General features: G+C 68.7%; 10 protein-coding genes. 3 read left to right on the top strand and 7 right to left on the bottom strand.

All coding sequences use genetic code 11. The features are described 5' to 3' along the window. The first annotated feature begins 13 nt into the window (after window positions 1–13). A complete protein-coding gene (locus tag ACFQ4H_RS11045; RefSeq protein WP_377569804.1) occupies window positions 14–541 on the top strand; it encodes an Rv3235 family protein in 528 nt (175 codons plus the stop codon). Window positions 542–625: 84 nt separating this feature from the next. Here the strand turns inward: ACFQ4H_RS11045 and secA are convergent, their stop codons facing one another. After that, window positions 626–3,478 carry a preprotein translocase subunit SecA gene (secA, locus tag ACFQ4H_RS11040; RefSeq protein ID WP_377569803.1) on the bottom strand — a complete coding sequence of 951 codons (2,853 nt, stop codon included), beginning with the start codon at window positions 3,476–3,478 and terminating at the stop codon, window positions 626–628. A 182-nt stretch (window positions 3,479–3,660) separates the two neighbouring features. Here secA and ACFQ4H_RS11035 point away from each other — a divergent pair, with 182 nt between their 5' ends. After that, the gene (locus tag ACFQ4H_RS11035; RefSeq protein ID WP_377569801.1) at window positions 3,661–4,914 is read left to right on the top strand and encodes a GNAT family N-acetyltransferase; all 1,254 of its coding nucleotides are present in this window, start codon (window positions 3,661–3,663) and stop codon (window positions 4,912–4,914) included. Between the two features lie 207 nt (window positions 4,915–5,121). Here ACFQ4H_RS11035 and hpf read toward each other — a convergent pair whose 3' ends face one another. The 5 genes from hpf to mtrA form a co-directional block, all read right to left on the bottom strand. Then, window positions 5,122–5,775: a ribosome hibernation-promoting factor, HPF/YfiA family gene (hpf, locus tag ACFQ4H_RS11030; RefSeq protein WP_377569938.1), complete on the bottom strand. Its 654-nt coding sequence runs from the start codon at window positions 5,773–5,775 to the stop codon at window positions 5,122–5,124. A 319-nt stretch (window positions 5,776–6,094) separates the two neighbouring features. Next, complete coding sequence (locus tag ACFQ4H_RS11025; RefSeq protein ID WP_377569936.1) at window positions 6,095–6,811, bottom strand: ComF family protein; 717 nt, start codon at window positions 6,809–6,811, stop codon at window positions 6,095–6,097. Window positions 6,812–6,880: 69 nt separating this feature from the next. After that, the gene (locus ACFQ4H_RS11020; protein WP_377569800.1) at window positions 6,881–8,716 is read right to left on the bottom strand and encodes an LpqB family beta-propeller domain-containing protein; all 1,836 of its coding nucleotides are present in this window, start codon (window positions 8,714–8,716) and stop codon (window positions 6,881–6,883) included. A 2-nt stretch (window positions 8,717–8,718) separates the two neighbouring features. Next, a complete protein-coding gene (gene mtrB / locus ACFQ4H_RS11015; RefSeq protein WP_377569934.1) occupies window positions 8,719–10,389 on the bottom strand; it encodes an MtrAB system histidine kinase MtrB in 1,671 nt (556 codons plus the stop codon). 110 nt (window positions 10,390–10,499) lie between these two features. Then, window positions 10,500–11,189, bottom strand: coding sequence for an MtrAB system response regulator MtrA (mtrA, locus tag ACFQ4H_RS11010; protein ID WP_377569798.1), 690 nt, complete (start codon window positions 11,187–11,189; stop codon window positions 10,500–10,502). Between the two features lie 166 nt (window positions 11,190–11,355). On the opposite strand from mtrA, the gene ACFQ4H_RS11005 reads away from it, so the two are divergent. Beyond that, entirely contained in the window at window positions 11,356–11,514 is a 159-nt protein-coding gene (locus ACFQ4H_RS11005) for a hypothetical protein (RefSeq protein ID WP_377569796.1), read from the top strand. Window positions 11,515–11,625: 111 nt separating this feature from the next. Here ACFQ4H_RS11005 and ahcY read toward each other — a convergent pair whose 3' ends face one another. After that, window positions 11,626–13,125, bottom strand: a complete 1,500-nt coding sequence (gene ahcY, locus ACFQ4H_RS11000) for an adenosylhomocysteinase (protein ID WP_377569795.1) — start codon at window positions 13,123–13,125, stop codon at window positions 11,626–11,628. Window positions 13,126–13,283: the final 158 nt, after the last annotated feature.

Below are 13,283 nucleotides of genomic sequence, written 5' to 3'. Positions count from 1 at the left end.
GAACCGTCCCAGGGTGCGGCTGCGCGCCATCCCGCCACTCGATCCGCCGTTCGACGACGAGTCGAGCCCGTCGGTCTGGCCCCCCGTGCCGTACGGGCAGCTGATGTTCGAACTGACGCCGGGGCGTGGACGGAACGACCGGACCCGTCCGCCCGGTCGCCCACCCGCGCTGCCCCCCGGCGGGCTGGTCACCGCCTCCCCGGAGGCCAAGCGGGCGATGCACCGCTTCCTCAACACCTGTCTGGAGATCTTGAACGGCTATCGACCGGCGGCCCAGATCCGGCCACTGACCAGCCCCGTCAACACCAAGGAGATCGTCGCCCAACTCGCCGCCGGCATCGAACGGCTCACCCCTGCCCGGCGCACCACCGGCCGGCCCGCTGACCCGGTACGGATCCGCCGGGTACGCCTCTGTGAGCCGCGGACCGGGGTAGTCGAGGCTGCGGCCGTACTCGACACACCGGCCAGGAGCTGGGCGATGGCCTTCCGCCTCGAACGCCTCGGCGGCAACTGGGTCGGTACGGTGGCGCAACTGCTGTAGAAGGCCAGGACCCGGGCCAGCGAATGCTGGTCCGGGTCCTGGTGGTGCTCCGCCTACCTGCTCAAACCGGCGCAGGTCACCGGATCAGGCGCCGCCGGGCGCTCCGTGGCAACGCTTGTACTTCCGGCCGGAGCCGCACGGGCAGGGCGCGTTGCGGGATGGGCCGTTGCCGCCGGACACCTGGGCTGCCGAGGGACGACGGGCACCCGGCGGTACGGGGGCCGGCTTCCCGACACCGAGTGCCGGGGCCTGGGCCTCCTGCCGCTGGACCGTCACCCCGCCGGAACCCGCCTCACCGTCGATGGTGGGGGCCGAGTACTGCAGGCCCCGGGGCTGCTGCGCGGAACGCCCGAGGCCCTTGGCCCGGATCTCCACCGGCGGCTGGTTGAGCACCACCGGGGTCTCCTCGGCCGGCTCCGGCTGGGCCTCCTCGACCTGGACCTCCAGGTTGTAGAGGAAGCCGACCGTCTCCTCCTTGATGCCGTCCATCATCGTGGCGAACATGTCGAAGCCCTCGCGCTGGTATTCCACCAGCGGGTCCCGCTGGGCGTACGCCCGCAGGCCGACACCCTCCTGCAGGTAGTCCATCTCGTAGAGGTGCTCACGCCACTTCCGGTCGATGACCTGGAGCAGCACCATCCGCTCAAGCTGGCGCAACGCCTCGGCGCCCAGTTGTTCCTCGCGCCGGTCGTACGCCTCGTTCGCGTCCTCCTTGAGCCGGGCCAGCAGGAAGTCGGCGTCGAGGCTGTTGCGCTCCCCGCCGGCCTCCTCCTCCAGGTCCTCGATGGTGACGCCGACCGGGTAGAGCTGCTTCAGGCTGGACCAGAGCTGCTCAAGATCCCAGTCCTCGGCGTACCCCTCGGAGGTCGCTCCCGTCACGTACGCGGTGACCACGTCGTCGATCATGTTCCGGACCTGGTCGTGCAGATCCTCACCGTTGAGCACCCGGAGGCGCTCGGCGTAGACCACCTGGCGCTGCTTGTTGAGCACCTCGTCGTACTTGAGGACGTTCTTGCGGATCTCGGCGTTCTGGCCCTCGATCTGGCTCTGCGCGCTCTTGATCTGCCGGGTGACCATCTTCGACTCGATGGGCACGTCCTCGGGGATGTTGAAGCGCTCCATCACGGCCTCTACCGCGCCCGCCCGGAACCGCTTCATCAGCTCGTCCTGGAGCGACAGGTAGAAGCGCGACTCACCCGGGTCACCCTGCCGACCGGACCGACCACGCAGCTGGTTGTCGATCCGCCGCGACTCGTGCCGTTCGGTGCCCAGCACGTAGAGGCCACCGACCGCCGCGACCTCCTCGGCCTCGGCGTCGCACTCCTGCTTCCACCGGGGCAGGATCTCCTCGTACGCCTTGGCGTACTCGTCGGCGTGCTCGACCGGGTCCAGGCCCCGCTGACGCAGCTCGTTGGCGGCGAGGAACTCCGGGTTGCCGCCGAGCAGGATGTCCGTACCACGGCCCGCCATGTTGGTGGCGACCGTGACCCCGCCCTTACGCCCCGCCTGGGCGACGATCTCGGCTTCCTTGGCGTGGAACTTGGCGTTGAGCACCGCGTGCGGGATGCCCCGGCGGCGCAGCAACTGCGACAGGATTTCCGAGTTCTCCACCGAGACCGTGCCGACGAGCACCGGCTGACCGACCTCGTGCCGCTCGGCGATGTCCTCCACCACCGCGTTGAACTTGGCCTTCTCGGTCTTGTAGATGACGTCCGGCCGGTCGAGGCGCATCATCGGCCGGTGGGTCGGGATGGTGACGACACCGACCTTGTAGACCTTGTTGAACTCGCCCGCCTCGGTCTGCGCGGTACCGGTCATGCCGGAGAGCTTGTTGTAGAGCCGGAAGTAGTTCTGGAGGGTGATGGTGGCGAGGGTCTGGTTCTCCTGCTTGATCTCCACCCCCTCCTTGGCCTCGATGGCCTGGTGCATGCCCTCGTTGTAGCGCCGACCGTGCAGGATGCGGCCGGTGAACTCGTCGACGATCAGGACCTCACCGTCGCTGACGATGTAGTCCTTGTCGCGCTTGTAGAGTTCCTTGGCCTTGATGGCGTTGTTGAGGTAGCCGACCAGCGGCGTGTTCACCGACTCGTAGAGGTTGTCGATGCCGAGCCGGTCCTCGACCTTGGCGACGCCCCGTTCGGTGACCGCGATCGTACGTTTGGCGTAGTCGACCTCGTAGTCGCCCTCACCGTCCTTGCCGGGCTGCAACCGGGCGACCGCACCGGCGAACTCGGAGTACCAGCGGGCCGAGTGCTCGGCCGGACCGGAGATGATCAGCGGGGTACGGGCCTCGTCGATGAGGATCGAGTCGACTTCGTCGACGACCGCGAAGTTGTGCCCGCGCTGCACCAACTCGTCCTTGGACCAGGACATGTTGTCGCGCAGGTAATCGAAGCCGAACTCGTTGTTGGTGCCGTAGGTGATGTCGCACTCGTAGGCCGCGCGGTGTTCCGAGGCCGGCCGGTTCGGCAGGACGACGCCGACGGTCAGGCCGAGGAACTCGTGCACCCGGCCCATCCACGCGGCGTCCCGCTGGGCCAGGTAGTCGTTGACCGTGACCACGTGCACACCCTTGCCGGAGAGGGCGTTGAGGTAGACCGCCATGACCGAGGTCAGGGTCTTGCCCTCACCGGTCTTCATCTCCGGGATGTTGCCGAAGTGCAGGGCTGCCGCTCCCATCACCTGCACGTCGTAGGGTCGCTGGCCGAGCACCCGGTGCGCCGCCTCGCGGGCGGTGGCGAACGCCTCCGGCAGCAGGTCGTCGAGGGACTCGCCATCCGCGATGCGCTCGCGGTACTGATCGGTCAGGCCGCGCAACTCCTCGTCGGTGAGGTCGACGTAGTCGTCCTCCAGTGAGTTGACGGCAGCGGCGATTGCCTTGAGCCGGCGCAACATGCGACCTTCGCCGGCGCGGAGGACCTTTTCCAGAATCGACACGGATCAACGCTCCCCTAGACAGTCTGCCGACCTATCGTAGGCGCTGTATCGGGGCATTCGTCAGCCGCGCCACTGACCAGGCTGATCGAACCAGACATTCCACCCGCCAAATCGGCCAGGTCGGGGTCCGGGAGAGGAAAATCGGTTACGCCCAGCGCGAACCTGCCGGAAAGATCCGCGACATGGAACCCACCGAACTCCATGAGGCCGACCTCCTGCTGCGCCCATGGCAACCGTCGGACGCCGAAGCGGTCCACCGGGCCTGCCAGGATCCGGACATCCAGCGCTGGACCGGCGTACCGTCGCCGTACCTGCTGGAACACGCCACCCATTTCGTGACCACGCTGGCCCCGCAGCGCTGGGCGGACGGTACGGGTGCCGCGTTCGCCGTCTGCGACGCCGGCACCGGCGAACTGCTGGGCTCCTGCGGCCTGGTCACCATCGACCAGGTGCTGCGTTCGGGCGAGGTGGGTTACTGGACCGTTCCCGGGGCCCGGGGACGGGGGGTGACCGTACGCGCCGTCCGGGCGGTCAGCCGGTGGGCGTTCGAGGTACTCGGCCTGCGGCGGGTCACCTGGCAGGCGGAGGTTGGCAACCACGCCTCCCGACTGGTCGCGCTGCGGGCCGGTTTCCGGATCGACGGCCGGCTCCGGTTGGCCGATCCGCACCCCGGGGGCGGCGGCGACGGTTGGGTGGGTTCCCTGCTCCCGGCCGACCTGGTCGAACCACCACCGACCACGCCAGCCGAGCCCGGCTCGCTCGTCGCCCGGCGGGCTGCCGTGTTCGGTCGGCCCCAACCGGTGCTGCCGGCCACCGCCGGTGACGTGGCGATCCGGCTACGGCCGCTGGCGGACCGGGACCTGGACGCCATCGTCGCGACCTGCCGTGATCCGGAGACGCAGCGCTGGACCACCCTGCCGCTGTCGTACCAGCGCTCGGACGCCGAGTCGTTCGTACGCGAGATCGCCCCGACGGTCTGGGCCCGGGGTGTCGCCGCCGAGTTCGCCATCGCCGACCCCGACGACCGGTACGCCGGGTCGATGTCGCTACGGCTGTCGCCAACCGACCCCGGGCTGGCCGACGTGGGCTTCATGGCCGCCCCCGAGGCCCGGGGCAGGGGTTTCGTGCCGGCGGCCCTGGTCGCAATCTGCGCCTGGGGCTTCGCCGTACTCGGCCTGGACCGGATCGAGTGGCGGGCCAACGTCGGCAACGTCGCCTCCCGCCGGGCGGCGGAGAAGGCCGGCTTCGTCATGGAGGGCACCGCCCGGGGCGCCATCGACCAGCGGGGGCAGCGGGTCGACGCCTGGGTCGGTGCGCTGCTGGCCGGTGATCTCCCGGCCCGCGCCGACAAAACCGAACGCGCCGACAAAACCGAACCGGCCTGCACCGGTCACACCGGACCGGTCCGCGCCGACCGCACCGGAAGATCCGGTTGAGCTGGGCGTCCACCGGGAGACGCGACCCGTCACCGAAGGTGAGGACAATTCGCGAAAAGCTGGGGAAACTGTCTCTGCCCCCGGCCCGCCGACGAAACGGGTAATTGGCCGGCCCCCACCGGTGGGGCGGTGAATTGGTGACCGGGGAGGCTGTGGAACATGGTCCAGGGGCGACTGAAGAAGCTTGGCCGCCCCTGGACCACCCGGTCACGCGGCGAGGGCGATGATTCCGTAATCGTAGCCCTTACGTCGATAGACGACGCTCGGCCGACCTGATTCCTTGTCGAGGAACAGGTAGAAGTCGTGACCGACCAACTCCATCTGGAACAACGCATCGTCGACGGTCATCGGGGATGCGGGGTGCAGTTTTTCTCGTGCGATGCGCCAGGGTTGGTTCTCGTCGTACTCGTCGAAAATCGGATCCACGTCGTCGACCTGCGCTTCGGCGACGGCGGTCGCCGTACGGCCGGTCGGGCTCGCCAGCGGCTCGGCGCCGAAGCTGGCCACCGGCAGGTCGGCTGTTGCGGCAGCGACGGAGACCGGCGTGTGCCGGCCGTGGTGGACGCGACGCCGGTCGGCAGCGCGGCTCAGCCGGGTGTCGAGCTTGCTGATCGCCGTGTCCAGTGCGGAGTAGAAGTCCTTGGCGCAGGATTCCGCCCGGATCACCGGCCCGCGGGACACGCACGTGATCTCCACTCGCTGGCAGTGGTCGATCTGACGGGGATTCCGCTCGTGGAACAGCTCGACGTCAACGCGAATCAGCTTATTGTCGTAACGCTCGATCTTCGCGAGTTTCTCGGCTACATGAACCCGGAAATGTTCCGGCACTTCGACGTTGCGGCCCTTGACCACGATTTCCACGTGTGACCTCCCAGATAATCGGATGGTCGGGTAAAACGAGATTCCGGCCGTCCGCCCTCTGGGCGTTTCCCTTCGGCGTCGACCGGTTACTGACGGCACGCCTCCTTTCACAGCTGGGGCGGGGCTGCAACACCCTTGATACCCCTGCTGAGGAAAACGCTAACCCTTTTCCCGCACATAGTCACCCCCATAGGCAAGACCGTTTCGAGAGTTATGCCACGTCGCCACGATCGGGGGAGAAGATCGCTCCGGAGAGTCATCCGACGGGCCGTCGGCCGGGCTGGGCACGGCCTCAACCGATGTGCCGTCGCCTCGTCCCTCATCCGGTGTTGCGTCGCCGCGTCGCAGCCAGCACCGCTGCGGAGTGCACCGGCAGTCCGGCACCGGCCAGCAGGTGGGCAACCGCAGCCAGGGTCGCCCCGGTGGTCACGATGTCGTCCAACACGATCACCGGACGTTCGGCCGCCGACCGGCTCAGCACGGACCGCTTCCCGGGGCGCAGCCGGAACGCCGAGACCGCCGCCTCGGCCCGACCACGGCTGTCCAGGGACGCCGAATCAGGTCGGGGCAACGCCTGTAGCGGCCGGGCCACCTCGACCGGCCAGCCTGCCTGGCGCAGCCGTACGGCGGTATGCCGGGCCAACCGGCGGAGATGATCGCCGTGCCGGGCCCGGACGGCGCTGGCGGTGGCCGGTACGGGAACCAGGAGCACCGGCCGTCGTCGCCCCACCGAGCCGGCCACCACCTCGGCCAGCAGATGCCCCAACGGCCGGGCCAACCCGTGTCGGCCCCGTTCCTTGTACGACAGCAGCACCTCGCGCAACTGTCCGTCGTACGCCCCGAGCGCCACGCAGTCCGGCAGCCCGGGCGGGGCGGGGGTGGGGCGTACCGGTCCTGGCCGTAGCGCCTCCAGTGCCTGGACGCATGACGCGCAGACGCCGTACCGCAGCGGCACCCGCGACGTCCGGCAGCCGGCGCACTCGGCTGGCAGCAGGAGATCCGTCAGTTCCGACCAGAGGCCCATCACCCCTGCCATTCTCGCCACGGCCGGCAAGCCGCGACCCGCCACGGTCGCACTTCGGAGCCATCGGGAGGAAGTCGACGATCAATAGGAGAAGAACGGGGCGGTGCAACTGGTCGTACCGGACGAGGTCGACGGCGAGGCCTTGCTGCCCACCTGGTCCTGACCGATCTGCTCGATGACGGAGTAGCGCGCCTCCCAGGCAGCCGAGTTCGCCTCGTACATGAACCGGACGGCCGGGGAGGGAACCTGCGGGTTGTCCGGATAGGTGGAGATGTTGGTGACCTGGGCACCGGTGTCGGCTGCCAACTCCAGTTCGAGCGCCCCGTCCACGGTGATCTCGTAGATCGCCGACCGGTCCTTGACCCCGGCCAGGGTTATCGAGTTCTCCTTGCTCCAGTCGACCGAGGTGAGTTCACCCAGCGAGGTGACCAGACGCCGGGCCGGGCCGGGGGTGACGACGCCGTTGTCGACGGCCAACGCGGCCACGAAGAGCGCGCCACCGGCGATGAACGCGATCCGGTGGCCATCGAGCGCCGCCGCCACGGCGGTCACCTTGCCGGTCGCGTTGGGCACCCTGACCTCGGTGAGATCGGCATTGTCGCCGAAGCGGTAGAGCTTGCCATCAGCCACGACCAGGCCGACCGGTCGTTCGGCATCGCCGCTCTTCAACCAGACCGGCCGGCTCATCGACCGGTAGGTCTGCGCGCCCTCGGCAAAGGTCCGCACCACGTCGGAACCGGTACCGGTCAGCAGTCGCCGTTCGTCACCGACCTTGGTCACCAACGCTGCCAGAACACCGTCATCATCCCGACTGAAGGCCGCAGAGACCACGTTACGGTTGAACTCGGGCACAACCGGCATCGAACCTGTGGCGGTGTCGGCACCGACGAGGGGATGCACCGCACCGCCGGAGATGCAGTATCGGGTGGGACGGTCGGCGAGCCGGTAGAGCGGGTTCTGCAGAAGATACGCGCCGGTGTCGTCGATGGTCTTCCGGGTCTGGTTCCGGATCTTCAGTTCGAGTTCGCCGTTCAGGTCCCGCAGCGACCAGGCAAGCTGTACGGCCAGCCGGTCCAGCTCGGTCTCCTCGTTCGGGCCGGCCAGACTGGAGAGATTGACCTCGATCCGATCGCCGTTCTGCAACACGTTGCCGATCGAGTTCGTCCCCTCGGGCAGCCGGAGCACCGCGGACGTCAGCCAGTCGGACGGACCGTTCGTCAACCAGTCCAACACCTTGTTGGCCCGTCCCTGACGAGGCAACACCAGCGGTAGGTACCGCATGTCGGGCACCAGTGCGGACCGGTCGGCATTCCAGAAGTAGATGGTCTGCGCCTGGTAGTAGGTCTTCAGCGCCTTGGTGCTCATCAGCAGCACCTGCGGCACGTTGAGCAGGTACAACCCCCGGGCGGCCGGCACCTCGCCAGCGCCACGCTGGGCCCGGCCGATGGTGAACCGGTACGACGACTCGGTGGCCACCGGTGGGGTGAGGGTGCCATCCGCCCGTAGCAGGCCGACCTGTTGCACGCGGATCGTGACCTCGGTGGTGTCGGTCTTGAGGTCGTAGGACGACTGTGGTGTGTCACCGACCAACCGCACGACGTTGATCACAACGTCGCTGCCCGGCTTCTCGCGGATCTTCCCCCGCTGACTCGGCTCGACGAAGTTGGTGACCCGGCTGTAGGCGCCGCTCGTCTCACCGGCGGCGGCCTCCAGGAAGTTGGTCACGAGCTGTTTCGCGTCGTCACCGCTGTCCAGCCGTTCGGGTGGCTTGATGCTGCTGCCATCGACCGAGCCGTACTTCTGGGCCGGGCCGGGTCCGTCGACCTGGACCCCGCTCTCGTCAGGGATGCCGCACCCGGCCACCCCCGTAGCCAGCAGCGTGGCAGCGGTCGCCGCTGCAAGGAGTCGACGGTTCATCGCTACACCTCCGCCCGGGCGTCCTCGCCCATCACCGGCGCTGGCCCGATCGCCAACGCCCCACCGGGTCGCCGTGCCCCACCTTCGATGGCCAGGGCCGCGTCAGCCGGCACCAGGCGCAGCGGCGAACTGGTGAGCCGGTCACCGGCGCGGGCCGGCAGGGTGAGCCGGAACTGCGCACCCTGTCCCGGCGCTCCCCACGCCTCCAGCCAACCGCCGTGCAGCCGGGCGTCCTCCGCGCTGATGGACAGCCCGAGACCGGTGCCTCCGGTCTGCCGGGCCCGGGACGGGTCAGCCCGCCAGAACCGGTTGAAGACGAGTTTCTCCTCGCCCGGTTTGAGCCCCACCCCCCGGTCCCGGACCGTGATGGCCACGGCGGTCTCGTCCGCCGCCAGGGTGACCTCGACGGGCCGACCCTCACCGTGCTCGACCGCGTTGCCGACCAGGTTGCGCAGGATCCGCTCCACCCGGCGGGGGTCCACCTCGGCGATCACCGGAGCGTCCGGCAGGTGTAGCTCCAGGGGCACACCCACCCGACTCGCCAGACAGTCGAGCCGGTCGACCACCCGCTGCACCACCGGCACCAGGTCGGTCGGCTCGGCGTCCAGCACCGCGAAACCCGCGTCGAACCGGCTGATCTCCAGCAGGTCGGTCAGCAGGCTCTCGAACCGGTCGAGCTCGGCCTGGAGCAGCTCCGCGCTGCGGGCCACCGCCGGGTCGAACTCGTCGCGCTCCGCGAAGATCAGATCTGCCGCCATCCGTACGGTGGTCAGCGGGGTACGCAGTTCGTGTGACACGTCCGAGGTGAACCGCCGCTGGAGCCGGGACATCTCCTCGAGCCGGAGGATCTGGCTCTGCAGACTGGTGGCCATCTGGTTGAAGGAGGCGGCCAGCAGCGCCAGGTCGTCCTCACCGTTGACCGCCATCCGCTGGTCCAGAAGTCCCGCCGACAGGCGCTGCGCCGTACGGGCGGCACCCCGGACCGGGTTCACCACCAGCCGGGTAACCAGGGCGGAGAGCAGGCCGAGCAGCAGCACCAGGGCGATTCCGGTGACCAGCACCGTGGAGCGGGCCTGGGCGGCGGTCTGGTCCTGCCGGTCGAGCGGTACGAAGTAGTAGAGCTGCACCTGGCCCAACCGGCTGGGTACGGGTGAGCCGTAGACCAGGTATTTAAGTCGACCACGACCGAGGTCGCCGGTACGGATCTGGTGAGCCACCTTCCCCTGGGCGATCTTCTCCCGCAGCTCCGGACTGATCATGGGCTGGACCTCGGCCGCCGGGGAGGTAACCGTCTTGATCGACGTCGACCCGTCCGCGGTCAGTGCCACCACGGCACCGCCGATCTGTTTCGGGTCACCGCCGGCCAGATAGTCGACGGTGCTCTCGAAGGTGCGTTGCACCCCGGATTCGTACGGCTGGGTGTGGGTGTCCAGTTGGCTGGCCGCGTAGACCTGACCACTCTCCAGCCGTTCCCGAACATCCGCTTTGGCGTTGTTGAGCAGGATGTTGGTGATGTTGTCGGCGACCAGGTAGGCGAAGCCGCCGACCAGCAGGCTCGACGTGACCAGGGTGATGCTGACGACGCGGACCTGTAGGGATCGACGCCAGGTACGGCGCAGCCCGGCGACCGTCGCCCTGCCACGGGTGGCAACGGCACGCCAGGGCGTACGCATGGTCCTGAGCGCGCGAGCGAGAAAAGCCGACACGGCGGTTACGGGGCGGGTCACAATGTCCCCAGGCTATCCGGTGGTATGCGGCACGACCCAGCTATCCGGTCCCGGCCCTATCCCGTACCAGCCTTGTAGCCCACGCCCCGGACGGTCAGGATGATCTCCGGTCGCTCCGGGTCCGGCTCGATCTTGGCCCGTAGCCGCTGGACGTGCACGTTGACCAGGCGCGTGTCCGCCGCGTGCCGGTAACCCCAGACCTGCTCCAGCAGGACCTCCCGGGTGAACACCTGGCGCGGTTTGCGGGCCAGCGCGACCAGCAGGTCGAACTCCAACGGCGTCAGCTTGACCTCGTCGCCGTCCCGGCTGACGGTGTGCGCCGGCACGTCGATGCTGATCTGGTTACCGGGCGGCCCGATGGTCAGCATCTCGGGCGCGGCATCCTCACCGCGCCGGAGGCGGGCCCGCATCCGGGCCACCAGTTCCTTCGGCTTGAACGGCTTGACCACGTAGTCGTCGGCACCCGACTCGAGGCCGAGGACGACGTCGACGGTGTCGCTCTTCGCGGTCAGCATCACGATCGGAACGCCGGACTCGGAGCGGATCGCCCGCGCCACGTCGATGCCGCTCATCCCAGGCAACATCAGGTCCAGCAGGACAATGTCGGGCCGACTCTCACGGAACGCGGCCAGCGCCCGCTCCCCGTCCGCCACGAACGAGGGCAGGAAACCCTCACTGCGCAGCACGATGCCGAGCATCTCGGCCAGCGCAGGATCGTCGTCGACCACCAGTACCCGGGCTCTCATGGATCTAATATTTCATCCCCGGCCCAGCCTGTGGGAACCGCTCCTCCCCGCCGCCAGGCCGGATCCTCGTCAAGATCCTGACAATACTGGACTTGTCCTACCCGACCGGTGCCGGTGGAAGTCCGTCGGACGCCCAGGTCGGCGGATCGTCTGCTGCAATGATCCGATGAGGTCCTTCATTCCGTGGCTCACGGTCCTCGCGGTGATCGTCCTACTGAACGCGATGCGGCTGCGCCCCCTCGCCACGGCGGTGGCCGTCGGCTGGCTCGGCTACTGCATCTGGACCTGGGTACGCGGTGGCCGCCGGTCGGAACGTAGCGACTGACCGCGTCGGCCGGGCCGCCCGGCCGGTCGCTCGATCGACCGCGCCCCGCCCTGAACAACGGCGAACGGGCCGGCTGAGCAGCCCAGCCGGCCCGTTCGCGGTGCGTGATTCTCAGTACCGGTAGTGGTCGGGCTTGAACGGCCCCTGCACCGGTACGCCCAGGTAGGACGCCTGCGCCTCGGTCAGCTCGGTCAGCTTGGCGCCCAGCGCAGCCAGGTGCAGCCGGGCCACCTTCTCGTCCAGGTGCTTCGGCAGCACGTACACGCCGACCGGGTACTCCTCGGTCTTCGTGAACAGCTCGATCTGGGCGATCGTCTGGTTTGCGAACGAGTTCGACATCACGAAGGACGGGTGCCCGGTCGCGTTGCCGAGGTTCAGCAGACGTCCCTCGGACAGCACGATGATCGCGTGCCCGTCGTCGAACTGCCAGAGGTCCACCTGCGGCTTGATGTTGATCCGCTTCACGTCGGAGCGCTTCGACAGCCCGGCCATGTCGATCTCGTTGTCGAAGTGGCCGATGTTGCCCACGATCGCCTGGTGCTTCATCCGGGCCATGTGCTCGTTGGTGATCACGTCGAAGCAGCCGGTCGCGGTGACGAAGATGTCGGCGATCTCCACGACGTCGTCCAGCGTCGAGACCTGGTAGCCGTCCATCGCCGCCTGCAACGCGCAGATCGGGTCGACCTCGGTCACGATCACCCGGGCACCCTGACCACGCAGCGACTCGGCGCAGCCCTTGCCCACGTCGCCGTAGCCGAGCACGACAGCCACCTTGCCACCGATCAGTACGTCGGTGGCGCGGTTGATGCCGTCGATGAGCGAGTGCCGGCAGCCGTACTTGTTGTCGAACTTGCTCTTGGTCACCGAGTCGTTGACGTTGATCGCCGGGAACAGCAGCGTGCCGGACTGCTGCATCTCGTACAGCCGGTGCACACCGGTCGTGGTCTCCTCCGTCACGCCCTTGATGCCGGCGGCGATCCGGGTCCAGCGCCGGTCGTCCTCCGCGAGCGACCGGTGCAGCAACTCCAGGATCACGGCGTACTCCTCGGAGTCCGCGCTCTCCACCGGCGGCACCGCACCCGCGCCCTCGAACTGCGCACCCCGGTGCACCAGCAGCGTCGCGTCGCCACCGTCGTCCAGGATCATGTTCGGACCCTGGCCGTCCGGCCACAGCAGCACCTGCTCGGTGCACCACCAGTACTCCTGGAGGGACTCACCCTTCCACGCGTACACCGGGACGCCGGCCGGCGCCTCCACAGTGCCCTCCGGGCCGACGACGATCGCCGCCGCCGCGTGGTCCTGGGTGGAGAAGATGTTGCAGGACGCCCACCGGACCTGCGCACCCAACGCCACCAACGTCTCGATCAGGACGGCGGTCTGGATCGTCATGTGCAGCGAGCCGGTGATCCGCGCGCCCTTGAGCGGCTGAGCCGCTGCGAACTCCCGCCGGATCGCCATCAGGCCGGGCATCTCGTGCTCGGCCAGCTGGATCTCCTTGCGCCCGAACGCGGCGAGCGACAGATCCGCCACCTTGTAGTCGCCCTCGGCAAGCGTGGTGGGCCGGGCCTTGGTCGACGCTCCACCTGAGGGCGCCGGAAGGGTGCTGGTCATAGAAGCTCCTGTCGTACGGGTCTGCTGCGCGACCCTCCACCTTACGCGCGCCCCGAGCCCGGCTCTTCGGCCGAGTCCGGCCGACGCGTAGCGCGCGGGGCGGCCGGTCATGAACGGACTTTCCGTCCACTATCCGCCCGCCCCGCGCATCCCCCCGG

The organism is Micromonospora sonneratiae (assembly GCF_042679305.1).
In the GTDB taxonomy this organism is placed as follows: Bacteria; Actinomycetota; Actinomycetes; order Mycobacteriales; family Micromonosporaceae; genus Micromonospora_H; species Micromonospora_H sonneratiae.
This window is presented reverse-complemented; position numbering and strand designations above follow the sequence as displayed.

Bases quoted from the DNA above. Each gene is read 5' to 3' on its own strand.
- ACFQ4H_RS11035 (WP_377569801.1), top strand. From the start codon at position 3,661: ATGGAACCCACCGAACTCCATGAGGCCGACCTCCTGCTGCGCCCATGG.
- ACFQ4H_RS11025 (WP_377569936.1), bottom strand. From the start codon at position 6,811: ATGGCAGGGGTGATGGGCCTCTGGTCGGAACTGACGGATCTCCTGCTG.
- ACFQ4H_RS11020 (WP_377569800.1), bottom strand. From the start codon at position 8,716: ATGAACCGTCGACTCCTTGCAGCGGCGACCGCTGCCACGCTGCTGGCT.
- mtrB (WP_377569934.1), bottom strand. From the start codon at position 10,389: ATGCGTACGCCCTGGCGTGCCGTTGCCACCCGTGGCAGGGCGACGGTC.
- mtrA (WP_377569798.1), bottom strand. From the start codon at position 11,189: ATGAGAGCCCGGGTACTGGTGGTCGACGACGATCCTGCGCTGGCCGAG.
- ACFQ4H_RS11005 (WP_377569796.1), top strand. From the start codon at position 11,356: ATGAGGTCCTTCATTCCGTGGCTCACGGTCCTCGCGGTGATCGTCCTA.
- ahcY (WP_377569795.1), bottom strand. From the start codon at position 13,125: ATGACCAGCACCCTTCCGGCGCCCTCAGGTGGAGCGTCGACCAAGGCC.